The sequence below is a fragment of the Marinomonas mediterranea MMB-1 genome (assembly GCF_000192865.1).
Classification (GTDB): domain Bacteria; phylum Pseudomonadota; class Gammaproteobacteria; order Pseudomonadales; family Marinomonadaceae; genus Marinomonas; species Marinomonas mediterranea.
Window position 1 is genome coordinate 2,781,019 of the sequence record NC_015276.1, and the last position, 24,751, is coordinate 2,805,769.

Below are 24,751 nucleotides of genomic sequence, written 5' to 3' on the forward strand. Positions count from 1 at the left end.
ATTAATGAGAATGTTATCAACTAACTAAAATTTATACAATTCAAAGATGATTAATTACGTATTTTTTACGCAAATCAATCAGCCTGACGACGCAAAAACGCTGGGATATCCAAATACGATAATTGATCATCTGCCCCTTTAGAGGACTCTAAACTCTTATCGTTTGCCTTAACCTGCGACTCCTCAGAAGAAACGTCATCCTTCTGAACAGCAGAAGACGTTACAACTGGCTTAGCCACCGCTTCTACAGCTGGCTTTGATGCGTTAGATGCAGAAGGCGCAGACTGAGTTACTGAAGGCTTTACCGCAGACACATCACCCACTGCGGATTTCATCTCAACATTAGCACTTTGCCCTTCTAGCCCCGTAGCAACTACCGTGACCCGCATTTCATCTTCTACAGTCGGATCAATTGCACAACCAATAACAACCGTTGCATCTTCTGACGCATACTCCTCAATGATCCCACCAACTTCGGTAAACTCAGACAAGCCCACCTCTTCGTTTGCCGTGATATTAACTAATACGCCACGAGCACCTTTAAGATTAATATCTTCAAGCAAAGGGTTGTGTATTGCCGCTTCCGCAGCAACACGCGCACGATCTTCTCCGATGGCAGACCCCGTTCCCATCATTGCCATCCCCATTTCCGACATCACTGTTTTAACATCGGCGAAATCGACGTTTATCAAACCAGGTCTCATTATAAGGTCGGTAATACCCTGAACAGCATTGAACAAAACATTATTCGCTTCACCAAACGCTTTAAGTAATGAAATATTCTTACCTAAAACAGGCAGCAGCCTCTCATTCGGAACGGTTATAAGCGAGTCAACATTCTCACGTAGCTCTTGAAGCCCCGCATCTGCAACCTTAGCTCTGCGACGCCCTTCAAATGGAAACGGCTTCGTCACAACGGCAACAGTCAAAATCCCCAATTCTCGTGCAACTTGAGCAATGACAGGTGCAGCTCCCGTTCCGGTGCCACCACCCATACCAGCCGTAATAAATACCATATCTGCACCCGTTAGAAGCTGAGTAATTTTCTCTTGATCTTCTAATGCAGAATCACGGCCAACGGAAGGGTTCGCTCCCGCACCAAGCCCCTTTGTCACCGTGGTACCAAGCTGCAATGTAATTCCAGAATCCAGCCCCATCAGAGCCTTAGAATCCGTATTAGCGCAGATAAACTCTACGCCCTCAAGCTGGTTTTCCAACATATGACGCACGGCATTGCCACCGCCACCACCAACTCCAACAACCTTGATTACAGCGTTGTCGGATAAATTTTCATCTGCTAAATCAAACACATTCATGGGCGACGCGCTCCTAAAAATCTGCTGTCAAAAATGACAATCATTAAATATAACTTTGAAACCAATCTTTTACTTTATGCCAAGCTTTCGTTGCACTGAAAGACGGCTTGGTCTCATCAGAGTTAACATCTTGTGTATTTCTACTACTTCCGGCCCGCAAAACACTTGACGGTTCGGCAACCATATCATCCATTTCAGCACTTCCATTTGCTAATAAACCAACGCTTGTCGCATACATAGAGTTATCGACAATCTCGGAGATTCCTTTAACATTCGTTGGTGTCGCTAGCCGAACAGGCATATCAAAGATACGCTCCGCGAGCTCAACAGCACCCTCCATTAACGCAGTGCCGCCAGTTACGACAACCCCTGCAGGTATTCGTTCCGCAAAACCACTACGTTGCAACTCATCATAGATAAGTTGGTAAATTTCTTCGTAGCGAGCTTCAACAACTTCCGCTAATGCATGACGAGAAATAGACCTCGACTGGCGATCCCCAACGCTCGGAACATCTATCACTTGATCGGTAGAAGCCAACGAGGACAACGCACAGGCATATTTAATCTTTATATCTTCAGCATGTACCGTTGGCGTACGCAAAGCCATAGAAATATCATTGGTAACCTGATCGCCTGCAACAGGAACAACAGAAGTGTGATGCAAAGCACCATCCACCCAAACGGCAATATCAGACGTTCCAGCACCAATATCAACAAGGCAAACGCCAAGCTCTTTTTCGTCTTCGCTTAAGCTAGTATCACTGGAAGCAAGTTGAGACAAAATAACGCCATCAACACCCAAACCACATTTCTTGATGCATTTTTCGACGTTCATCACAGCATTAGCAGCCCCCGAGACCAAATGAACATTGGCCTCAAGGCGCACACCAGACATACCCAAAGGGTCTCGTATACCTTCCTGCGAATCAATTTGAAACTCTTGTGGCAGAACATGAAGAAGGCGTTGGTCAGAAGAAATAGGAACAGCTTGAGCAGCATCAATGACACGTTCAATGTCTTCTTTTTGAACTTCACCATCTTTTACTGCAACAATACCGTGAGAGTTTTGGCTACGGATATGACTCCCAGCCACACTAACGTAGACAGAGTGAATATTACACCCCGCCATCAACTCTGCTTCTTCTACCGCTCTTTGAATAGACTGAACGGTAGATTCAATATTGATAACAACGCCTCTTTTCATCCCTTTAGCAGGCTGAGTACCTATACCAACAATTTCAACGTTTCCATCACCTAGTACCTCACCTACTATGCAAGTTACTTTTGATGTACCAACGTCTAAGCCAACTATCATTCTACCTTCCTAGTTATCGCTAAATCGCAACTTTTATGCTCATATTCAAGCAACAAGCGAGCCAAATTCATAATTTCTCGTTCCATTGTACCGCCACCCCATGAGGGTACCGAGCATCAACAGACAAAACATTCTCTATTTTACCTGATAAATCACTTTTATACACGGCAATAAACCGCTGTAAACGCTCTAAAACCTTGTCTCGCCCGAGTTTTACATACACATCATTTTGAAACTTGATATTCCATGCACCACGTTTCTCCAGTACAAGCTCTTTTATTCTCAATGACGAGTTTGATAGCATTTGACTCATAAGACCAAACTGATCCAAAACAACCTGACTACTAGAATCAGGACCTTTCAAATTCGCTAGCGGCAAAGTTTCGCCATGACGAGGAGAAATCACCTCTCCATTCGAGGTGACTATCTGCCTCGAATTCCAATAAGCGATCGGTTGATGTTCTTTCACCTCAACCACAATTTTATCCGGCCATACCTTTCGAATGCGCGCACTGGCGACCCACTCAGGAGACACTGCAACCGTCTCTGCTTGCGACAGCGAAAGAGTTAGCAAACTTTCACCCAACAATACATCATAAGCTATTTCTAACTCTTGACGCTTAGCATTGATCAGCCGACCTTCAATTTCTATTTTTTTGACAGCAAACCAGCGCTCATTAGGTGAACTATCTTGCTCCCCTTGGAAAATAGCGAACACAATCAAAGAAATCGCCCCAAGCAAGGCCGCTAAACGCATTTTCTCAGATACTCCCCACTGAATCCCAAGCAGAACACAGTATTTTTTCGACTAAATCTTGATAGCTGATACCGACATGAGCAGCCGCCATTGGCACTAAACTATGAGACGTCATTCCAGGAGAGGTATTTACCTCAAGCACGGAAAAGTCGCCGTTATTACGACGCATAACATCAACACGGCCCCAACCTTTACACCCAACAGCTAAATAAGCATCAAGAGACAACGCTTTCAACCGAGATTCATCATCGTCACTCAAACCAGAAGGCAATCGATATTCGGTATCATCCGCCAAATATTTTGCTTCGTAATCGTACAGCTGATGATCTTCTGACGGTTTGAGACCGATTGCAGGGTATGCTTCGTCATTGATAATCGAAACGGTAAATTCAGGCCCCTCTATAAACTCTTCCACAAGTATTTCGGAGTCATACTCACGCGCATCTCGAAGCGCCTGCATTAACTGCTCTGTATTGTCCGCCTTACTAATACCAATCGTGGAACCTTCGCGTGACGGCTTCACTATAACGGGGTATGACAACTGCCTTTCAACACACTCAACTGAAACATCACTTGCATCAGCAATATAATCCGGTGTCGGAATCCCAAGCCCCTTCCATAACTTTTTAGTCATCAGTTTGTCCATCGCCAATGCGCAAGCTAACTGACGACTCCCTGTATAGGGTTTTGACATCAAATCCAGAAGCGCCTGAATATGACCATCCTCGCCTTCACCACCGTGCAATCCGATAAAAGCAATATCGAATGGTTCGGCGCGCAGCTGATCAATAGGGTTTCGATCATGTCGAGCACCATATAAATCAATCCCAAACGCATCATAACCTTTCTGCTTTAGAGCATTTAAGATTAGCCCACCACTCTCTAGGGACACCTCTCGTTCTGCACACCGACCTCCGTACAACACCGCAATTCTAGCGTCTTTCAAAAGCATTAGTTTACTACTCCCGTCGCAGCAAGTTTGCGAGAAATCACACCGATATTCCCAGCACCTTGAGTGATCAGCAAATCATCATCTCGCAATACGTTCGACAAAATAGACTGCAATTCTCCGTCATCGCGAACATGAATAGGATCGACGGTTCCTCGCATACGAATACTGCCACAAAGAGACTTGCTGTCCGCCCCATTTATGATCGCCTCACCCGCGGAATACACATCAAGCAAAATAAGAACATCTACTTTCGACAAGACTCGAACAAAGTCCTCATAGAGGTCGCGGGTACGTGTATAGCGATGTGGCTGATAAACCATTACCAAACGCTTCTCTGGCCAGCCATCACGTATTGCATTAATTGTCGCCAACACTTCACTAGGGTGATGACCATAATCATCCACGAACATTGCCTTGCCACCATCAGACAAAACAAGCGGCTCAAGTTCTTGAAACCGTCGCCCAACCCCTTCAAAACCCATTAAACCAGCCTGAATAACATTTGGGGCGACACCCAAATCAGTCGCAACGGCAATTGTTGCCAACGCATTCAAAACGTTATGCTTACCAGGCATTGGCAAACGAATACGAATTGGCTCTCCCTCTGGAAGATGCGCCATAAACTCACAGTAACGGCCCGACTGCTTAATATCTGTGGCATAAAAATCGGCCTGTTCTTCTATCCCGTAAGTTAAAACGGGGCGACTTAGCTCAGGCATTATCGAACGAACATTTTCATCATCAATACAAAGAACAGCCAACCCATAGAAAGGCAAGTTATGGATAAACTCAATAAATGTGCGCTTAACTTGTTCAAAGTCGCCTTGATAAGTATCCATGTGATCTTCATCGATATTTGTCACAATAACCGTTTGCGGCTGAAGATGCAGAAACGAAGCATCACTCTCATCCGCTTCCGCCACCAGGTATTTACTACTGCCTAACTGCGCATTTGTTCCTGCACTTGTTAACTTCCCACCTATCACAAACGTAGGGGCATCACCCGTTGCAGTCAAAATAGAGGACATCAAGCTTGTTGTCGTCGTTTTCCCATGGGTACCTGCCACCGCAATACCATGTCGGTAACGCATTAGCTCTGCTAACATCTCTGCTCGACGCACAATTGGAATACGATGCTCTTTCGCCCATTTGATTTCCGGGTTCTCTTCATTTATGGCAGTTGAAACCACAATAACGTGAGCATCGAACACATTCTCTTCTTTATGACCTATGTATACACAAATCCCCATATCCTCTAATCGCTGAGTCGTAGAACTTGTCTTTATATCAGAACCGGTTACTCGATAACCTTGGTTATGCAAAACCTCAGCAATACCACACATACCAACACCACCAATGCCGATAAAGTGCACCTTTTGAATTCGACGCATTGCTGGGATATCGTATTGGAACTTACTTTCAATCATCATTTTGCATACCTTAAACAGTGCGACACGACATTTCGAGTCGCATCAGGTTGAGCCAACTGCTTTGCGCCCTCACCCATTTTTTTCAATTTTGTTGAGTCCGCTACAACTGAGCGAATCAAATCTGTTACAGAGTTAACATCAAACTCGGATTGAGGCATTAAAAAAGCCCCACCCACTTTTGATAAGTGTTTTGCATTCTCGGTCTGATGATCATCGATAGCGAAAGGAAACGGAACCAAAATAGAAGGCAAACCCGCGACAGCGAGCTCACTCACCGTCATAGCACCAGAACGACAGACAACGATATCAGCCCAATAATACGCATGATCCATATTATCAATATAGGGCTCAACTCTCGCCTGCTCTATTCCACAATCAGAATACAGCTTACGGACATCGTCGATATTTCTTTTGCCTGTTTGATGCCAAACATCAAGTCTTTCACTGCCAGACCATTCAGATAACAATCTAGGAATCAGCTCATTAATCGCTTGCGCCCCTAGACTTCCCCCTACGACCAACAATTTCAATGGTCCAGAGTCATTTGAGCGAACGGGTCTAGTTTTCTGCTCCAATATATCGCTTCTTATTGGGTTTCCCACTGTAATAGCAGAAGGCAAAGCACCTTCAAATGCTTGAAGCCGTAACGAAGCAATTTTACCTAATAACTTATTGGTCGTCCCTGCAACCGCATTTTGCTCATGAATAACAAGAGGGATACCAAGCAATCTAGCTGCCACACCACCTGGCCCGGCAACAAAGCCTCCCATCCCGAGTACCACAGACGGTTTTAATGATTGCAAAATAGCGATCGCCTGACCTATTGCGTGTAGCACTTGAAAAGGCGCTTTTAACAAACCAACTAACCCCTTTCCTCGAACACCTTTTATAGAAATCGTCTTCAAAGGAATGTCTTGATCGGGAACGATAGTCTCTTCCATCCCACCTTTCGATCCAAGCCACACAACATTATAACCCAACGCTTCAAAATGCTTCGCACAGGCAAGAGCGGGATATATGTGTCCACCCGTACCACCAGCCATAATAACAACTGTTTTTCCTTGACTCACGCTAGCGCCTCACCATCGTCAATTGATTCATCAGACTTACGCTTCCGCTCTTCACTCTCACCACCTTTAGATGCCAATTTATTTTCTATATCGACTCTGGCAACCACAAACAATGACCCCAATGTAATGATCAAGCTACTGCCACCATAACTGATAAGAGGCAACGTCAAGCCTTTCGTAGGAAGAAAGCCTGTATTCACACCCACATTGATAATGACTTGAGCGAGTATCAGAATGGCAAAGCCAAAGCACATATAACCAGCAAACGGACGCGCCCCCATCAATGCTCTGTGACCTATTTTAAAGATCCTCGACAGCATCAAAGCAAATAAGCTGAGCAACACAACCCCACCTAACAACCCCATTTCCTCAACCCAAATTGAAAAAACGAAGTCCGTATGAGCTTCAGGCAAATAGCTAAGCTTTTGCACACTATTTCCAAGACCTAGACCAAACCACTCACCTCGACCATAGGCAATTAATGCCTGACTTAACTGATAGCCATCATTAAACGGATCCGCCCACGGGTCGACAAAGTTCATAAGACGCTTAACTCGATAACTTTCCGACAACGCCAACCCTGCCATAACCAAGACAGCCATAATGACGATAGCAATAAATTGATAAACAGGAGCCCCCCCAATAAACAGAAGAGCAATAACAGTACCGATCAATACGACCGATGCTCCAAAATCCGGCTCCATAAGTAAAAAGATCAGAAAAAGGGAGGTTAGAAACAGGGGCAAGGCAAAACCAATCAGGTTTTCTCGAACTCGTTCTGCACGACGTACAAGATAACCAGACACATATACAACCATGCAAACTTTTGCCACCTCGGACGCCTGCAAATTAAAAACAATCAGGTTAATCCAACGACGACTACCGTTTACCGTTTTACCTATTCCAGGTACGAGCACCAAAACCAGCAATACCAATGACAGAAGCATCAAAAGTATCCCCCACTTTTGCAAGTTCTGCGTCGGAATTTGCAACATCATAAAGCCAAATGAAACACCAAGAATTAAATAGAGTATCTGGCGGCCCATAAAAAAATACGGCGTATTGTGAATAGACTCAGACACTGATATTGAAGCACTGGCCACCATCACAATACCCAGAGCCAATATAGCAATGAGAGACATAACAAACCATAGGTCCACTTTCGCCATATGATTCGCCGAGAGCGGCTCGAATATGTCTCTCAATTGGATCTTCATAGCGCTTTTACTAGCTCCACAAAATGCTCTCCGCGTGCTTCAAATCCTTTGTACATATCAAAGCTTGCGCATGCTGGAGAAAGTAATACGATGTCCCCTTCTTTTGCGTCGCTCTTAGCCAAAGCGACCGCTTCTGATAGGTCACCCACGAGACTATACACAGAGACATCTGAAATAGACGTTGAAATAAGGTCCGCATCCTTACCAAACAAAATGGTTCTTTTTACATATTTATCAATAGGCTGAGAGAGCGGGGAGAAGTCCGCATCCTTCCCCTCACCCCCTGCAATCAAAATTATGTTCTGTCGTTTTAAGTCACCTAATCCATTTAACGCCGCCAATGTGGCCCCAACATTCGTACCTTTCGAATCGTTTATGTAGGTCACCCCATTAACAACTGCTACAGTCTCGCAACGGTGAGGCAATCCCTTAAACTCATACAGCCCTTGCGCAACTGCCGGAAGCTCAATATCCACACCGAGCAAATCAAGAATAGACAAAGCTGCTAATACATTTGCGAGATTATGGGTTCCTTTTAATGCGATTTCTGAGGAGTGATATAACGGCTTAACCCCTTTAGACAACCACACTCCCTTATCATCAGGAAGAAGGCCAAATTCTTTGAGATCTGGACTACCTGTAGTGAAGGCTCTAACAGGGGTATCCTGAGACAAAAGAGGCGCAGTGAGAATGTCCTGTTTATTGCAGACCGCTGACTTGCATCCTCGATATATTCTCTGCTTTGCCCGTTGATAAGAATACAGATCATCATAGCGATCCATATGATCCTCACTCACATTAAGCATGCAAGCGACATCGGCCTTAAGCGCGTGCGTCGTCTCCAATTGAAAACTGGACAGCTCGAGCACATAGTAATCGGCTTCTTGAGAAAGAGTATCTAATGCCGGACGGCCAATATTACCGCCCGCTATTGCCGCTTTGCCGATGGATTTCAATAAATATTCGACGAGCGTAGTGACTGTACTTTTTGCATTGGACCCCGTTATCGCTATAAAAGGCGCATCAACATATTCAGCAAATAAGTCGATATCCCCTCGCATCTCAACACCTTGCTCCGCTAACTTTTTAAGCACAGGATTCGAAAGCGCCACCCCAGGACTAACAAATAATTCTGTCACACCCAACTTGGTCAGAGCCTCAAGCGACCCAAGGAATATTTTATCTTCATCACAGAACGCCTTAATTTCATCAAGACCAGGTGGGTTCTCCCTAGAATCCACCACAAAAAAATCAAGACCTTTTTGCGCTAAGAATTTGACGCAAGAAACGCCGGATTTGCCCAATCCAACAACAGCCCGAACTCGATCAGATCCAATCAATCCCATATCGAACCTCTTAACGTACTTTCAACGTTGCAAAGCCGACTAACACTAAGCAAACAGTAATAATCCAAAACCGAACAATTACTTTCGGTTCTGCCCAGCCTTTAAGTTCGAAATGGTGGTGAATGGGAGCCATACGAAAAATCCTGCGCTTCGTTAAGCGATATGAAGCAACCTGCAATATCACGGACACCGTTTCCATCACAAACACCCCACCCATAATAAACAGAACCAGCTCCTGACGAACAATCACCGCAATCGTTCCTAGTGCAGCCCCTAATGCCAAAGCACCCACATCGCCCATGAAAATTTGAGCTGGATAGGTATTAAACCAAAGAAAACCTAACCCCGCCCCGACCAAAGCGGCGCAAAAGACGATGATTTCGCCTGTCCCTTCAACGTACGGAATCAACAAGTAATCAGCAAATCGGATATTACCTGTTAGATAGGCAAATACACCTAAAGCGCCGCCCACTAAAACAGTTGGTAGGATGGCTAAACCGTCTAAGCCATCCGTTAAATTAACAGCGTTACTGGTACCCACAATAACGAAGTATGTGAGTACAACGAAAAATGCCCCTAAAGGAATAGCAACATCCTTAAAAACAGGAACAATTAGTGACGTCTCTGCTGGGGTTGAGGCCGTCATATATAAATAAAGCGCAGCGCCTAGCCCAAAAACACTCTGCCAAAGGTACTTCCACTTCGCAGGTAAACCACGAGGGTTCTTCTCAACCACTTTACGGTAGTCATCCACCCACCCAACTAAACCAAACGCAAGCGTCGTTAAGAGCACGATCCATATATATTCGTTGGTTAGATCACCCCAAAGCAAGGTACTAATGCTAATGGAAAAAATAATAAGCGCGCCGCCCATTGTTGGCGTACCCGCCTTGCTCAGATGTGACTGCGGCCCATCTGAACGTATCGCCTGACCAATCTGCAATGTTTGCAGCAAACGAATCACACGCTTTCCGATCAATAAAGAAATAAACAGAGCTGTCAAAACACCTAAGATTGCTCTTAATGAAAGGTAATTAAAGACAGAAAAAAAGGTGAAATACTTACTTAGGTAAGCGGTTAAAAAAAGTAGCATTTTAGGACAATTCCTAGATTTTTATTACGTTTACAATATCGTCCATCTTGGCTGAGCGCGAGCCTTTAACCAAAACAGCGTGTTCATTATTCAGAGTTAACAGAAACTGTGCGAGACTTTCTTTTGATGCGTAAACACGCCCTTCTCTTCCCACTTTTTTAAACTCATCTACCGCTAAGCCAGCGATGGGCCCGACGGCTAACACACAGTCTATTTTCTTTTCCGCGGCATATTTCCCAAGCCCGCGATGAATACTTTCTTCCTGATCACCCAACTCTCCAAGAGCACCTAAAACCAACCATTTTTTAATGGGCTTTTGCATCGAAAGAACATCAATTGCAGCCTCAACAGACGTTGGGCTGGCATTGTAACAGTCATCAATAAGAAGAGCGTTATTTTTCGTCAAGCCAAATTCCATTCTTCCTTTAACTTGAACAGCCTTCGATACCTTATTTAGAGCATCAATAAAATGGACATCAACGTGCATCAAGGCGCCGATGACCGCAAGCGCATTGTAGACCTGATGCTTTCCGGGAGCAGGAATGGTAACCAAAGAGGACTGATCTCTAAAGTGCACGATACACGAAGACTCACTCGCCCCTAAATCCAAATCAGAAACATAAAGATCTGCACTGGCATCAGAAAGTGAAAAACTAAAGAACTCACGCTTTCCTGTTAACCCTTTCCAGTATTCAAAGAAGGGATCATCAAAGTTCAAGATCACTTTCGAATAAAGAGATGAGTATGTAATCAGATCGCCTTTTTCTTCCGCTATCGCTTTGGTAGAACCAAAGCCTTCTAAATGACTGCCACTCGCATTGGTTACTATCACAACATCAGCATGAATAGTCTTAGACAAAATAGAGATTTCACCAGGGAAACTTGTGCCCGCCTCAACAACAGCAAATTGATGGTTATTCTCTATTTGAATCAGCGTTTTTGGAACGCCAATGTGATTATTAAAGTTACTTTGTGTTTTCAGAACGCATCCAAAATCCTCTAATGACTGCGCCAACCAATCTTTTACACTCGTTTTTCCATTGCTGCCAGTTATCGAAAACACGCGACCTTGAAAGGCATCCCGCAAAAAACGCGCAATATCATGATAAGCAAGAAGCGTATTATGAACGACAATCCGAGGCTCTAACGACACACCCGAATCGACATCGACAAGAACACCTGAAGCACCTTGATCAATGGCCTTATCTACAAAGGAATGGCCGTTAAACTTCTCACCGCGCAAAGCAAGAAAAAGCTTATTAGAAAGATCATCCCTTGAGTCGGTAGACACATCAATAACACATGCATCCTCTCCGAAAAGAGTGCCGCCACAAATATCTGCAATCTGAGATAACTTAAGTTCTTTGAGCATATTTTTTTAGCGCATTGAGCGCCTCTTCTCTATCATCAAAATGAGATTTGACGCCGCCAATCTCTTGATAAGTCTCATGCCCTTTTCCTGCAACGAGCACTATTTCATTTATCGACGCCGTCGCAATAGCGAACTCTATAGCACTACGACGATCTTCATCCAGAATTACCCGCTGACGCTCACATTCAGCAACGCCACTCAATGCATCCTGCATAATTTCACTCGGAATCTCAGAGCGGGGATTATCCGTGGTCAACACAACTTTATCAGCCAGATCGAGAGCGGCTCGCATCATTTCAGGCCGTTTACCTTTGTCTCTGTCACCACCACAACCAAACACACAGGTAATTGGTCCTTTTGAATGAACAGCAAGCGCCTTTAAAGCAACACTCAAAGCATCAGGCGTGTGCGCATAATCCACCAAGACAACAGGGACATTCGCCCCTTCAGAAAGCGTCACTCTTTCCATCCGACCCGGCGCCCCTTTAAGACTCGTTAAGGACGAAATTAATGCCACTTTATCATCAAAAAGAGGCCATAATGAAGCCAGCGCAGCAACAGCGTTATCGACATTAAACTCACCCATTAAAGGTAACTCTACAGAATAATGACCAGACTTAGTCAGCAATAGAAATGAACACCCCAACGAATGATAAGTCACATCACGAATAACAAAGTCGTCCGATGGGCGCTCCCCATAATAAGACTTATCGCCTTTAGAATCTTCAGCCATAAAGTTGCAGTAATCAGACTTGCTGCAAAAAACAGCGTGCTTCAGAGTATCTAAACGGAACAGCTTGCGCTTAGCTGTGGCATAACTCTCCATCGTGCCATGATAGTCAAGATGGTCTTGCGTGAGATTTGTAAATACCGCTGTGTCTATTTCTATCCCAGCCACTCTATCTTGATCGAGCGCATGAGACGAGGCTTCAAAAGCAACCAAGTCAACTCCGTCTTGATTAAACTGAGCCAAGGTTTTAAGCATCGTCAATACATCTGGCGTCGTTTGCTTTGCACTTTCTAAGTTATTCAACTTACCAACACCAAAAGTGCCAATAATCGCACCACTTAAGCCCATAGCGTCCGCAAGCTGTGCAATATAATAAGAAACTGACGACTTGCCATTTGTTCCTGTTACACCAATTAAGTGTGATGGAAACGAGCCAATCGTTTTTTTCACGATAGACGAAAGCAGCGCATACACATCGTCCGAACCAATAATATTAAGATCCGTTGAATTTGATGCTATTAACCCCTTCGCTACATAAGTAGGAACTACGGCATAGCGGCAGCCTTTTTCGGCGACTAAGGACAAATAATCCCAACCGTTACTCGACACACCGGGCAAAGCGACAAAAAGTGTCTCAGAGGACACTTTTCTACTATCTGTTTTTACTTGGATAAACGGATAATTTACATCTACCCGCTCACCTGTATGGTCGATGTAGCGTTCAAATTGTTCAAGCCAAAACATCCTATCATCCCCCTTGAGCCAATCGATAAGGCACCTTAGGCTCCAATCGGACTTCACGAAGCCCTTCTGGCAAATCAGGCGTAATATTTAGGGTCGTCAAGGCTCCTTCCATAACCCGAGAAAACACAGGTGCAGCGACTTCGCCACCGTAGTATTTTCGCCCTTTAGGGTCATTGACTATCACCACCATCGCCAACCTAGGATCTGATGCTGGGGCTATACCAGCGAAGATGGCATTATATTGATCGTACTCATAACCCTTAGACCCAACCCTATGCACGGTTCCTGTTTTCCCTGCTACACGATAACCAGGAATACGAGCTCGTTTACCAGATCCTCGCTCAACAACCGATTCCAGCATTTTCACAACGGACTTCGCTACTCTTGGCGGCAACACCTGCCTACCATCTAAAGGCAACTCCTGTTTCAATAGTGTTACTGGCACTTTATAGCCATCATTGGCAAGTACCATATAGGCTTGAGCCAGCTGCAGCGCACTAACCGATAAACCGTAACCGTATGACAAGGTTGCAATTTCTGCGGGGTGCCACTTTGGCCTAGATGGCAAGACCCCTGTCGACTCTCCTGGGAAACCAATTCCAACGGGCGAACCGATACCCAATTCATAATCAAGATTCCACACCGTATCCTGTGGAAGCGACAAAGTAATTTTCGACGTTGCAACGTTACTGGACTTAACCAACACGGTCTCTAAATCAATTTTGCCATAATTCCCCAAATCACGAATCGTCTGCCGACCAAAGCGCAAATAGCCCGGGTGAGTATCAATAATCGACTCTGTCGTGTACTGCCCCGACCTTAACGCCGCTGAGATCGTAAAAGGCTTCATGGTTGAGCCTGGCTCGAACAGATCAATAACCGCACGATTACGCAGCTGATCGTACTCTATATTTGATCGATCATTTGGATTGTACGACGGCTGATTAACCATCGCTAAAATCTCACCCGTCTTTACATCTAAAATAACAGCTGACGCGGAAGCCGCGCGATTTTGAGTCACCGCTGCTTTTAATTCTCGATAAGCAAGATACTGAAGACGAAGATCAATGCTGAGCTCAATATTTTCCCCAGGGTGCTCGGAAACGTCCTGGCCTATACGCAATATTTCATTGCCTTTAAGATCTTTCAGATAGGACCTTTTACCTGGAGTACCTTGCAAACTAGACTGATAGGCAAGCTCGAGTCCCTCCTGCCCCGCATCGTCAATATTGGTAAAGCCAACGACATGAGAAGTCACTTCACCCGACGGGTAGAAACGCTTGTACTCTTTTCTTTTACTCACCCCAACCACGTTAGCTGCCATAATTTCATCCGCATCCTGAGGGGGGATTTGACGACGCAGATACATAAACGCTTTATTTCGATTCACCTCAAACTTCTCTTGCAACCAAGAGCGACCTAACCCTGTCACTTTAGCAAGTCGATCCATTTCAGTTTGAGGGGTTGTTTTCGCATTCGGGTCTTGCTCAAGCTCCCAAAGCTTTCGTGGGTTCGCGATGATAGTCCAAGTAGGTGTACTAACGGCCAAAGGCTCGCCGTTACGGTCAAGGATCATGCCACGAGTAGCAGGTATGGAGACTGTTCTAACAGCCCTAATTTCACCTTGATTCTGTAAAAAATCCTTTTTTACGACTGACAAATAAAACAACCTACCGCCCGCAACAGCAAAGAGAACCGCCGCGATCAGGTAAATAAAATATATTCGCCACTTATCGGGCCTAAAATGCCCGTTACTTTCATTCATGGTTTAACAATAATTAGCTCTTTTTGACTTGGGGCATGCATATTTAGTTCTTTTACTGCCGCCTGTTCTAGACGGCTTGGCTGGGTCAGCGCACTTTGCTCTAAAAGCAACTGCCCCCACACAACTTCTAAATTCACTTCTTCTTTCTTAAGGCTTTGTAAATAGGAGAAATCCTTTCGAAATTCATAAACCTGAACAATCAATGCAATGGCAAAGGCGACAACCAGCGTGACCGCTAGCACATACAACAATAGCCATCGCTCTTTAGTCACGAGTCCTCTCCAATACACGCAGCACTGCACTTCGTGAACGGACATTACTAGTCACTTCATCCTTCGACGGCTTGGTCGCTTTGCCAACTGTCTTAAACTTAATGTCTAGGTGCGCATTTTGGATCGGCAAATGCCTTGGCAGATCAGGACCTTTAGACATTTTTTTCATGAACCGCTTAACGATTCGATCTTCGAGCGAATGGAAGCTGATAACGACAAGTCGCCCGCCCACTTTCAGAGAATCCGCTGCAACCTCAAGCCCTTTTTCCAAATCCCCAAGTTCGTTATTGATGTATATTCGAATCCCTTGAAACGCTCTTGTAGCCGGGTTTTTACCCTTCTCCCAAGCTGGGTTCGCCTCCGCAACGATCTTCGACAACTGAGCCGTCGTTGTAATGGGCGCTTCAAGCCGTTTTTCGCATATTGCTTTAGCAATTCGACGAGAAAAACGTTCCTCACCATATTGATACATAACATCAGCAATTTCTTTTTCGGCCGCTACCGCAATCCATTCTGCTGCACTCATACCTTGATCTGGGTTCATCCGCATATCAAGCGGACCATCATTCATAAAACTAAACCCTCGCTCCGCATCATCCAGTTGCGGAGAAGACACGCCAAGATCCATCATGATGCCGTCAATTTTCTCTGTACCAAACACCGCCGGAATGTGGTCGAGCATATTGGCAAAACTGTCTTGGACAATCTCAAACCTCGAATCTTCCGCCTCGAGCTTTCTACCAAATTCAATTGCGACAGGGTCTTTATCAAACCCTAGTAACTTGCCATCTCTCAATTTAGAAAGGACCAGTCGGGTATGCCCCCCACGACCAAACGTCCCATCGACGTATTGACCCGATTCATTAGTAACCAGCATTTCTACTGATTCATCTAGCATGACACTAATATGTTCGTGTTCACTGCTCGTCATAAAGAGATATCCATCATATTGTCTAGTTGAAAATCTTCTAAAGCCGCTTCAGATAGGTATTCGTCTCGTTGAGACTCCCACTCCTCAAGGCTCCAGATTTCAATTTTTTTACCTTGCCCAAGCAACGTCACTTTTTTCTCCAGCTTGGCAAAATCACGCAGCGGTGCGGGTAACAGCACTCGACCTGCTTTATCAATTTCTAAATCTGTTGCATGCCCCACGAGCAAACGCTGCAACCGCCTCGCTTGAGGCTGAAAACTGGGCAGTCGATCAAGCTTCTCTTGTATTTGCTCCCACTCATCCAACGGATACAGCAACAAACAACGAGAGGACGGATCAATGGTTATAACAACGTGATTATCGTCTTCGTCTACTAACTCATCACGCAAGCGTGCAGGCAAAGACATTCGCCCTTTTGCATCAACGCTTATCTGATGAATTCCACGAAACACGACCTTCAACCCCACTTATCGACACTATATCCCACAATTTAACACTTTTTAGAAAAAATGGTTAAAAAAAATCGCGTGAAATACAAAAAATTGCAGTTATCCAATGTTTAAACATGAGCAGACAGAAGGTGTGGTTTTTGTTTGAGCAAAAAACATTCGATTTATTTATATAGGAGAGAAAAAATAGCGCATCTAGAGACGCCATACCGAATAGCGTTGAAATAAGGGAGTTTTGACAAAATTTATAAAATTCAGAGATAACGCGACAAGAATAAAAACGAAAAGAAAAGTGTGCAAGCTGGCCGATAAGCCGGGTTCTGTCGTGGACAGCCATTCATCTAATACGTACATCACTGCACGTCTTTAGCAACCTACCCGAACTCAGTGCGGGTCACACCAATGAGTTCCTATTTGGTCTTGCTTCAAGTGGGGTTTACCAAGCCATGAACTGTTACCAGTCATGCGGTGCGCTCTTACCGCACCATTTCAACCTTACCGGCAGCGAACTGCTTAGGCGGTTTATTTTCTGCTGCACTTTCCGTAGGCTCTCGCCCCCCAGGCGTTACCTGGCACTTTACCCTGCGAAGCCCGGACTTTCCTCCCCCTTTAAAAAAGGCGGCGACTGCCTGGCCAGCTTGCGGAGCGCATCTTAACGATTAAATTTAAAAATGCAAGAAAAAACGTAAAAAGCTCAACTAATTTCAGGTTAAGGGCAGCCGAAACACCACAACCAAACCACTAGATTCAGAATTATGAGCAGAGATCGTGCCACCATGAGCCTGCACGATTCGTTTAGCAATCGTAAGCCCAACACCATACCCGCCGGTATTGGATTCCCGAGCCGATGACGACCTAAAGAAAGCGTGAAATATTTTTTCCAGCATCTCGTCCGGAACGCCGGGACCTGAATCAACAATAGAGATCACAACAAAACCAGACTCCACTTCGGTCGCCACCCTCACGCTTCCATTGTCTCCAGAGTAAAAACACGCATTGCGAAGCACGTTCTCTAACGCATGCCGTAACTGCAACGAATCCCCTACCAGCTCTGCGGGATAGTCCCCTTCTTTCTTGATCACTATCCCTTTTAACTGACTTTCAAAACTAACATCATCGATTATTTCATCAAGCCAAGACTGAAACGCAATGGACTCTTTTTTAAGTGAAGAAGCCTCTAAACGAGAAAGCGTCAATACTTGACCTATTAATTCATCGAGCTCATGCAACTCCCTACGAATACGATCAAGGTAATTTTGCTGAACCTCTTGCCCATGCTTATCCTCAGCAATGGTTAATGCCACTTCGATTCTTGCCAATGGCGTTCTTAGTTCATGAGATACATCTCGCATTAATCGCTCTTTAGAACTTAACAAAGAGTCAACCCTCTCAGCCATGTCGTTAAACTCTCGGGCAAGATTGCCGATCATATCGTGACGCTTAAGCAAGCTCCCTTCTACTCGCGCATCTGTTTCACCGAAACCAAGCGAACGAATGGTCCTCTGCAAGCCCAACAAAGGGGAAAGCAACCAATAACTCAGTATCGCACTTGAAACTAATAACCCAAGTAAAGAAAAACCTAAAATGACCGCTGGAGCGAGCGGAGGCGGCTCAAGGTGAGAGCGATATATCAATAGGTACTGCGCGTTATTCGACCCTATAACCTGAACAAATTGACTTTTTGCAAAGTCAGCTAATGGACGTCCAGGCCTATCTGGCGGCTCCCTCCCCTGCTCGTCAGACCACCCTCGATTTGGCAACGAATCCTCTGGAGGCTCTCTAAAATCTCTAGGTAAAGGACGCAAAAGTGGACGACCATTTTCTTCATACAAGTAAATTCGACCATTTAATTCACTCTCAACCTGACGCACCTTAGCATTAAGGCTATCGGCACCCTCCTCTTCGTATGAATGCACAAGCTCCACACCAATTTCAGCAAGATGCTCATCCGAAATACGATCACTTTGCTCGATCCAGTAGACAAATGAAAAACCAATCGCTACGACAACAATATTAGAGAGCAGAACAACCAAAAAGACGCGAAAAAAAGTACTCTTCATTCCTGTATGTTTAGCTCTTATCCGTCGAATCTACAAAGATATACCCCACACCGCGAACGGTTTTGATTCTAGGCTCTCCAGATTCTAAGTTACCAATTTTCTTACGCAAATTACTAATATGCATGTCAAGACTGCGATCATACATGGTCAGCTTTCGGCCAAGCGCTTTCTCGGATAGTTCCTGCTTTGTCAGCACTTGCCCAGGCACCATAAGCAAACATTCCAGAAGGGTATACTCTGATGTCGTCAACTCAACCAACTCCCCAGTAACGTGAACAGTACGATCTTTTCGACGCAGTAGCACACCGGACATATCTATATCTGTCATGGGGTCGTCGTCTTTTTCTTGAGTTGCACGTCGAAGAATTGCTTTAATTCGGGCCAACAACTCTCTTGGATTAAACGGCTTAGAGAGATAATCATCCGCCCCCATCTCAAGCCCTAAAATTCGATCAATGTCATCACCTTTCGCCGTTAACATAATGACTGGGACACTGCTTTTTGCGCGAATATGTTTCAATGTGTCAAAGCCATCCAGCTCAGGCATCATCACATCTAAAATCACAATATCAGGCATTTCCATAGCCATGCAATCAAGTGCTTCTCGCCCATTCCATGCATGCGTTACTTCGTAACCTTCACCATCAAAGTACTCTTTAACCAGCTCCGATAAGCGAGCATCATCATCCGCTAATAATAATTTAACCATGGGCGCAACCCTTTCTTCTTTACAATTCAAATGTAAAGACCATGGTAACCCAGTCAAATCAAAAACCGAGCCTCCTTTTCAATGTCTTTACGATTAAGGAAAAATTTATTATGTATTTTCTAGCATTCATAAAAAAAGCGTGACCAAAGGCCACGCTTTTTAAACACTCAAAAACACGAAAAACGATTATTTAATTTCGATCGTCTGCGCTTCGATACGAGCTTTCCACTCAGCTGGCCCAGTAAGGTGAACAGATGTTCCTTTAGAATCCACTGCAACCGTTACAGGCATATCAACAACATCAAATTCATAGATCGCTTCCATACCCAACTCTGGGAATGCTACCACATCGGCTTTTTTAATCGCTTTAGAGACCAAATAAGCTGCGCCACCTACTGCCATGAGATAGACCGCACCAAACTCTTTAATTGCCTCGATTGCAACCGGACCGCGCTCCGCCTTACCTATCATCCCTAGCAAGCCCGTTTTTTCCAACATCGTGTGCGTGAACTTATCCATGCGGGTAGACGTTGTCGGACCCGCTGGCCCCACTGCTTCATCTTTAATTGGATCAACAGGGCCAACGTAATAAATAAATCGGCCTTTTAGGTCAACTGGCAACTCTTCGCCATTTGCCATCATTTCAATCATTTTTTTGTGAGCGGCATCACGCCCAGTTAGCATTTTGCCGTTTAACAAAACGGTCTCGCCAGGTTGCCACTTTTGAACTTCTTCAGGAGTAATCTCATCCAAGTTCACACGACGCACAGACTCGCCGACTTCCCAGGTAATATCTGGCCAATCGTCTAAAGAAGGAGGTGTTAGATCAGCCGCACCCGTTCCATCCAATACAAAATGCGCATGACGAGTTGCCGCACAGTTAGGAATCATTGCAACAGGCAAAGATGCGGCGTGAGTCGGATAATCCATGATTTTCACATCAAGAACGGTCGTCAGACCACCCAAGCCTTGCGCACCGATACCAAGATTATTAACGGCATCAAAGATCTCTAAACGCAGCTCTTCTACTTTATTTTGTGGTCCACGCTCTTTAAGCTCATGAATATCGATTGGCTCCATTAAGGATTCTTTCGCCATGACCATCGCTTTTTCAGCAGTACCACCAATACCAATACCCAACATACCTGGCGGACACCAACCAGCTCCCATTGTAGGAACGGTTTTCTTAACCCACTCTACAATTGAGTCGGAAGGGTTCAGCATTGCCAACTTGGATTTGTTTTCCGAACCGCCGCCTTTTGCAGCAACATGAACCTCTACCGTATCGCCAGGAACAATCTCCATATGAATGACGGCTGGCGTATTGTCTTTGGTATTTTTACGTGCACCTGCTGGATCATCCAAGATAGAGGCACGCAAAACATTATCAGGGTGCAAATACGCTCGACGCACACCTTCGTTGATCATATCCGTCACACTCTTAGTGCTTTCCCACTGGACATTCATACCGACTTTAACAAAAACCGTAACGATCCCAGTATCCTGACAGATTGGACGCTTCCCTTCAGCACACATACGTGAATTAATTAAAATCTGAGCCATTGCATCTTTCGCTGCTTGGCTCTCTTCACGTTCGTAAGCGTCATGAACGCCTTTAACGAAGTCGATAGGATGGTAATAAGAGATAAACTGCAATGCGTCCGCAACGCTATCTATCAGATCATCTTCTTTAATAATGCTCATGCCTCTCTCCTGCTGAGTATCATGTTTATTTTAGTGCGAGAATGGTAAAAGATGCATCGCAGCAAAGAAAGAGCTGCACTTAATTTTCAGAAGAAATATAGCCCATTCACGAGATAAATGACCATTTTTCGACACAAAAAAGCCCGTTTTCAAGGAGAACAGGCTTTTCATCACTTATAAATAAAAACGAGAATCGTTATTTATTATTGGAAGTACCATTCAAATCTTCATTCAACGTAGGCCCTGCGACAGAATATTGAACGTATTCTTCTAAAATCGACGCAGTAAACTTCTCACGCTCTTTTAATGACGAAATCTGCTCAGCTTCCCAATTTATTAACCGAACAAAAACGGAATATTTGGCGATACACCCATAATCCAAATCTTTAACGCTGACACCATATTGCTCCATCAAACGGATCGACTGCTCGATTATTTTTTGACCTTCATATTGATTGGACGAAGCAACACTTTTCAGCAATCGCTCTATTTGCTGCACTGGATTTTCAGAAAACTTATTTTCTTTCGCCGCTCGACTTACCAACAAGAATTTATCAAGCATCTCTTCAGTGTAACGCTCACGCTCATCTACATTTTCAATAAGCGCGGTCTCTCGCTCCAATAGACGGATAAACAAGCTCTTATTCTTGATGTCTGAGAACTCTAAATCGCGCAACGATAACGCGTTTTCATGCAACAACTCGGTTACTTTATCGTACGCATTGATAGCAGCCTCACCACCCTTAGCGGCATTTGAGAGCGCATTCCTTAACTCATGCATAATCTTAGCAGCACAATAATCTTCTTTTAACTGAAGATGTTGCTTATAAGAGTTACGTTGCTCATCTAGCTTCGACTGTAATTCCTCAAAGCCTTGCTGAGCTTCTTGCTCCGCACGCAATGAAGTCATCCGCACTTCATTCTGACTCGCTTCCCACGCTTCGTAGGCTTTCGCTCGAGCCCTAAATGCTCGTTCGATTGCTTCCTCAAAGCTTTGCTCGATACGCGCTCGCTCAGCTCGCTCTTGAAGCTCTTCTTGCTCAATTTCAGCTCGTTCATTTCTTTTTTGAGATAACAACTCTTTCGCCAACGTAAGCTGGGTTCCAATTTCCTCCATGGACGTTAGAACAGAAACTTCATCGAAGTCCAACAAACGATCACTCACCTTGTTCCAATATTCGTCTTCTTCAAACGGAAGGTCAGGATTGCTGGAAGAGTACTGATTGCGAAGTGTATCTTGAAATTTCGCAGCCTGAGCTCGAAACGCACTGGCTGCATCGATCACATTATCATGAGGTTGAGCACTAACGTCATCATAGGTAAAGCCCTTACTGGTGCCACTTTCCTTAGGTTTGCTAACGTTTTCTTTAGGACCGCTAACAATGTCGTCCACAATAATCGTTTCCATATTTTCGTTACTTAAAGTCTCTTTCATTTGAGCTTGCACATCTTCGACATCATGTTCAGTCGATTCAAACGTCTGAGTATTTGACGCGTTCAGATTCTCAACGATTTGCAGATAACAGTGAATATGCGCATCAAAAAGTTTATCCTGATCGCGATTAACGCCATCCGCAACACTGATATTCTCTTTGTATTGATCGCCTTTAGTCATTCTGGAAGACTCATCACTCCCGCAATCGTCAGCGTCTTCAAAGCCCTCAGTGAGCTCGACCTCAGCAACATCGTCTAAAATTGTTTTGGCGTTAGCGTAAGATCGACCGGAGTCAAACGGCTTTTCAGAAAATCGACGAGAATATACAGATCCAGCAGAACAACGAGCCACATCTTCTTTAGCGCGCGCATGCAGAGGATTACCGTTCCAACTCACCTTATAAAGCATCATCCGATCACACAACTGATGACCTGGGATTTCCCCCTGATTTAAGCCGTTTTGATGAATTAACGCTTCAGCATGACGTAACGCCATCTGTGCTTCGGTAACATTAGATGAGGTTGCTAAGTTCAGCAGCTTAATAACTTTGCTTATTGCTTTTTTTCGTCGACGCATATTCATATATCTCGTCCCTATACCCATCGTGAAGAAGATTTAGGCAACTATTTAGGTAACTATAAGAATCTCGAAACTGAGTTTAATAATAAAGTTCTCCGCTAGCTTCGGTCACTCGTAAATGACTCTCTAGCAATGTTCTAATCTTTTGCAAAATGTTAGCCAACTCTGATTCTTCATACGGAATTGAGGGTAATTTCCCCCAAATTGGCTCTGGCCAGCAAGCATCAGATTCAAATCGAGCTACGTGATGCAGATGAAGCTGTGACACTTTATTACCAATGGCGGCAATATTTAGCTTATCGGCGGAAAAAGAGTCATGCATTGCCTCCGCCAATAGGCAACTTTCTGCCATCAAACTGGCACGATCTTCCTCTGTTAACTGATAGATTTCACTTATCCCAGCTCTTGTTGGCACTAAAATAAACCATGGAAATTGAGCATCATTAATCACTCTCAATTCACACAAAGATAAGTGCCCAACCAGCACTGAATCGTTCGCCAATCTTTCATCAAGCTCAAACATGTTTCTACTTACCTATTTACAACACTGTCTTTCATAAGCACTATAGCACCTTTAATAGTTTTTCACTCAGAGAACTTGGAGTCAGTATGCCTGAGATGCAATGCGTTTTGGATGCAAAAGCGAAACTTGCTGAATGTCCTCGATGGGATGAACAATCCCAAACACTTTACTTTGTTGATATCGATTCATTTACATTAAACGCGTTCCACCCAGAGACGAATAAAACAAAGTCTAGACAATTCGATGAAGAGATCGGCTGCTTCTCATTAACTAATGACGGTGGATTTATCGCTGCATTTCGTTCGGGCATATATACGTTTGACTCTTTCGACGGGCCGCTTTCGACTTACTGGAAAGCCGACTACGATCAGAGCACAACGCGATTCAATGACGGGCGCTGCGACGCAAAAGGCCGCTTCCTTGCAGGGACCATGTACGCACCCAAAGATGCATTTCTGGGCGCCCTACATCAATTTTCAAATGGTTCCAATACTGTTTTAGATCAGGCTGCCTGGACCTCAAATGGGTTAGCATTTTCACCAAATAATACGACTATGTATTACTCCGATACGCCAAATCACGTTGTTTATAAATTTGATTACGACGTTGAAACTGGTACGCCTTCAAACAAACAGGCGTTCATCGAATTCCCAAGAGGAAAAGGTCGCCCAGATGGCGCTGCGATGGATACAGAAGGCAACTACTGGTCTGCACTATATCAAGGGCAAAGAGTCGTAAAAATTAGCCCTGAAGGCCAGATTTTGGCAGAATACCCCGTCCCCGCAACATTTCCAACAATGTGTGCATTTGGCGGGCCAGACATGAAAACCTTATATGTTACAACTTGCAGGGCAGCACAAAGTGACGAGGAACTAGAGCAATTCCCGAACGCCGGTGGAATTTTTGCTTTAAACGTAGACGCAACCGGCTTAGTTGAACCTCGCTTTGCGGGCTAATTTACAGAATTTTAAGAGAAGATAAA

Annotated in this window: 21 protein-coding genes and 1 other RNA gene; 1 reads left to right on the forward strand and 21 read right to left on the reverse strand. The window is 44.6% G+C overall.

Features of this window, described 5'->3' with window-relative positions:
* Positions 1–74 precede the first annotated feature (74 nt).
* The 21 genes from ftsZ to MARME_RS12750 form a co-directional block, all read right to left on the reverse strand.
* Positions 75–1,316: a cell division protein FtsZ gene (gene ftsZ / locus MARME_RS12655; RefSeq protein WP_013661653.1), complete on the reverse strand. Its 1,242-nt coding sequence runs from the start codon at positions 1,314–1,316 to the stop codon at positions 75–77.
* 43 nt (positions 1,317–1,359) lie between these two features.
* Positions 1,360–2,631, reverse strand: coding sequence for a cell division protein FtsA (gene ftsA, locus MARME_RS12660; protein WP_013661654.1), 1,272 nt, complete (start codon positions 2,629–2,631; stop codon positions 1,360–1,362).
* 67 nt (positions 2,632–2,698) lie between these two features.
* Positions 2,699–3,388, reverse strand: a complete 690-nt coding sequence (locus MARME_RS12665) for a cell division protein FtsQ/DivIB (RefSeq protein ID WP_013661655.1) — start codon at positions 3,386–3,388, stop codon at positions 2,699–2,701.
* A 4-nt stretch (positions 3,389–3,392) separates the two neighbouring features.
* A complete protein-coding gene (locus MARME_RS12670) occupies positions 3,393–4,340 on the reverse strand; it encodes a D-alanine--D-alanine ligase (protein WP_013661656.1) in 948 nt (315 codons plus the stop codon).
* Positions 4,340–5,767: a UDP-N-acetylmuramate--L-alanine ligase gene (gene murC / locus MARME_RS12675; protein ID WP_041648657.1), complete on the reverse strand. Its 1,428-nt coding sequence runs from the start codon at positions 5,765–5,767 to the stop codon at positions 4,340–4,342. Before murC ends, MARME_RS12670 begins: the two co-directional genes overlap by 1 nt.
* Complete coding sequence (murG, locus tag MARME_RS12680) at positions 5,767–6,840, reverse strand: undecaprenyldiphospho-muramoylpentapeptide beta-N-acetylglucosaminyltransferase (protein ID WP_013661658.1); 1,074 nt, start codon at positions 6,838–6,840, stop codon at positions 5,767–5,769. Before murG ends, murC begins: the two co-directional genes overlap by 1 nt.
* A complete protein-coding gene (gene ftsW, locus MARME_RS12685) occupies positions 6,837–8,009 on the reverse strand; it encodes a putative lipid II flippase FtsW (RefSeq protein ID WP_223294977.1) in 1,173 nt (390 codons plus the stop codon). Before ftsW ends, murG begins: the two co-directional genes overlap by 4 nt.
* 44 nt (positions 8,010–8,053) lie before the next feature.
* On the reverse strand, positions 8,054–9,403 hold the full coding sequence (murD, locus tag MARME_RS12690; RefSeq protein ID WP_013661660.1) for a UDP-N-acetylmuramoyl-L-alanine--D-glutamate ligase: 1,350 nt from the start codon (positions 9,401–9,403) through the stop codon (positions 8,054–8,056).
* 10 nt (positions 9,404–9,413) lie between these two features.
* Positions 9,414–10,496, reverse strand: coding sequence for a phospho-N-acetylmuramoyl-pentapeptide-transferase (mraY, locus tag MARME_RS12695; protein WP_013661661.1), 1,083 nt, complete (start codon positions 10,494–10,496; stop codon positions 9,414–9,416).
* Positions 10,497–10,509: 13 nt separating this feature from the next.
* Complete coding sequence (locus MARME_RS12700) at positions 10,510–11,868, reverse strand: UDP-N-acetylmuramoyl-tripeptide--D-alanyl-D-alanine ligase (RefSeq protein ID WP_013661662.1); 1,359 nt, start codon at positions 11,866–11,868, stop codon at positions 10,510–10,512.
* Positions 11,852–13,342, reverse strand: coding sequence for a UDP-N-acetylmuramoyl-L-alanyl-D-glutamate--2,6-diaminopimelate ligase (locus MARME_RS12705; protein WP_013661663.1), 1,491 nt, complete (start codon positions 13,340–13,342; stop codon positions 11,852–11,854). The genes MARME_RS12700 and MARME_RS12705 overlap by 17 nt, the downstream gene beginning before the upstream one ends.
* Positions 13,343–13,346: 4 nt before the next feature.
* Positions 13,347–15,107 carry a peptidoglycan D,D-transpeptidase FtsI family protein gene (locus MARME_RS12710; protein ID WP_013661664.1) on the reverse strand — a complete coding sequence of 587 codons (1,761 nt, stop codon included), beginning with the start codon at positions 15,105–15,107 and terminating at the stop codon, positions 13,347–13,349.
* Entirely contained in the window at positions 15,104–15,379 is a 276-nt protein-coding gene (ftsL, locus tag MARME_RS12715; RefSeq protein ID WP_013661665.1) for a cell division protein FtsL, read from the reverse strand. Before ftsL ends, MARME_RS12710 begins: the two co-directional genes overlap by 4 nt.
* Positions 15,372–16,310 carry a 16S rRNA (cytosine(1402)-N(4))-methyltransferase RsmH gene (gene rsmH, locus MARME_RS12720; RefSeq protein ID WP_013661666.1) on the reverse strand — a complete coding sequence of 313 codons (939 nt, stop codon included), beginning with the start codon at positions 16,308–16,310 and terminating at the stop codon, positions 15,372–15,374. The genes ftsL and rsmH overlap by 8 nt, the downstream gene beginning before the upstream one ends.
* Positions 16,307–16,762 carry a division/cell wall cluster transcriptional repressor MraZ gene (gene mraZ / locus MARME_RS12725; RefSeq protein WP_041648660.1) on the reverse strand — a complete coding sequence of 152 codons (456 nt, stop codon included), beginning with the start codon at positions 16,760–16,762 and terminating at the stop codon, positions 16,307–16,309. The genes rsmH and mraZ overlap by 4 nt, the downstream gene beginning before the upstream one ends.
* Positions 16,763–17,052: 290 nt before the next feature.
* An RNA gene (rnpB, locus tag MARME_RS21735) (RNase P RNA component class A) lies at positions 17,053–17,400 on the reverse strand.
* 63 nt (positions 17,401–17,463) lie between these two features.
* On the reverse strand, positions 17,464–18,819 hold the full coding sequence (locus tag MARME_RS12730) for a HAMP domain-containing sensor histidine kinase (RefSeq protein WP_013661668.1): 1,356 nt from the start codon (positions 18,817–18,819) through the stop codon (positions 17,464–17,466).
* A 10-nt stretch (positions 18,820–18,829) separates the two neighbouring features.
* Entirely contained in the window at positions 18,830–19,528 is a 699-nt protein-coding gene (locus tag MARME_RS12735) for a response regulator transcription factor (protein WP_013661669.1), read from the reverse strand.
* A gap of 186 nt (positions 19,529–19,714) precedes the next feature.
* A complete protein-coding gene (locus MARME_RS12740; protein WP_013661670.1) occupies positions 19,715–21,232 on the reverse strand; it encodes a fumarate hydratase in 1,518 nt (505 codons plus the stop codon).
* A gap of 196 nt (positions 21,233–21,428) precedes the next feature.
* Entirely contained in the window at positions 21,429–23,249 is a 1,821-nt protein-coding gene (locus tag MARME_RS12745) for a DUF2786 domain-containing protein (protein WP_013661671.1), read from the reverse strand.
* 76 nt (positions 23,250–23,325) lie between these two features.
* Positions 23,326–23,769: an HIT domain-containing protein gene (locus MARME_RS12750; protein WP_013661672.1), complete on the reverse strand. Its 444-nt coding sequence runs from the start codon at positions 23,767–23,769 to the stop codon at positions 23,326–23,328.
* 86 nt (positions 23,770–23,855) lie between these two features.
* On the opposite strand from MARME_RS12750, the gene MARME_RS12755 reads away from it, so the two are divergent.
* The gene (locus tag MARME_RS12755; protein WP_013661673.1) at positions 23,856–24,725 is read left to right on the forward strand and encodes an SMP-30/gluconolactonase/LRE family protein; all 870 of its coding nucleotides are present in this window, start codon (positions 23,856–23,858) and stop codon (positions 24,723–24,725) included.
* Positions 24,726–24,751 lie beyond the last annotated feature (26 nt).

Coding starts and splice junctions, on each gene's coding strand:
- MARME_RS12730 (WP_013661668.1), bottom strand. CDS start 18,819: ATGAAGAGTACTTTTTTTCGCGTCTTTTTGGTTGTTCTGCTCTCTAAT.
- MARME_RS12710 (WP_013661664.1), bottom strand. CDS start 15,107: ATGAATGAAAGTAACGGGCATTTTAGGCCCGATAAGTGGCGAATATAT.
- MARME_RS12755 (WP_013661673.1), top strand. CDS start 23,856: ATGCCTGAGATGCAATGCGTTTTGGATGCAAAAGCGAAACTTGCTGAA.
- ftsW (WP_223294977.1), bottom strand. CDS start 8,009: ATGGCGAAAGTGGACCTATGGTTTGTTATGTCTCTCATTGCTATATTG.
- mraY (WP_013661661.1), bottom strand. CDS start 10,496: ATGCTACTTTTTTTAACCGCTTACCTAAGTAAGTATTTCACCTTTTTT.
- MARME_RS12735 (WP_013661669.1), bottom strand. CDS start 19,528: ATGGTTAAATTATTATTAGCGGATGATGATGCTCGCTTATCGGAGCTG.
- MARME_RS12745 (WP_013661671.1), bottom strand. CDS start 23,249: ATGAATATGCGTCGACGAAAAAAAGCAATAAGCAAAGTTATTAAGCTG.
- MARME_RS12750 (WP_013661672.1), bottom strand. CDS start 23,769: ATGTTTGAGCTTGATGAAAGATTGGCGAACGATTCAGTGCTGGTTGGG.
- MARME_RS12700 (WP_013661662.1), bottom strand. CDS start 11,868: ATGCTCAAAGAACTTAAGTTATCTCAGATTGCAGATATTTGTGGCGGC.
- MARME_RS12740 (WP_013661670.1), bottom strand. CDS start 21,232: ATGAGCATTATTAAAGAAGATGATCTGATAGATAGCGTTGCGGACGCA.
- rsmH (WP_013661666.1), bottom strand. CDS start 16,310: ATGACGAGCAGTGAACACGAACATATTAGTGTCATGCTAGATGAATCA.
- MARME_RS12705 (WP_013661663.1), bottom strand. CDS start 13,342: ATGTTTTGGCTTGAACAATTTGAACGCTACATCGACCATACAGGTGAG.
- MARME_RS12670 (WP_013661656.1), bottom strand. CDS start 4,340: ATGCTTTTGAAAGACGCTAGAATTGCGGTGTTGTACGGAGGTCGGTGT.
- murD (WP_013661660.1), bottom strand. CDS start 9,403: ATGGGATTGATTGGATCTGATCGAGTTCGGGCTGTTGTTGGATTGGGC.
- murC (WP_041648657.1), bottom strand. CDS start 5,767: ATGATTGAAAGTAAGTTCCAATACGATATCCCAGCAATGCGTCGAATT.
- ftsZ (WP_013661653.1), bottom strand. CDS start 1,316: ATGAATGTGTTTGATTTAGCAGATGAAAATTTATCCGACAACGCTGTA.
- ftsA (WP_013661654.1), bottom strand. CDS start 2,631: ATGATAGTTGGCTTAGACGTTGGTACATCAAAAGTAACTTGCATAGTA.
- MARME_RS12665 (WP_013661655.1), bottom strand. CDS start 3,388: ATGCGTTTAGCGGCCTTGCTTGGGGCGATTTCTTTGATTGTGTTCGCT.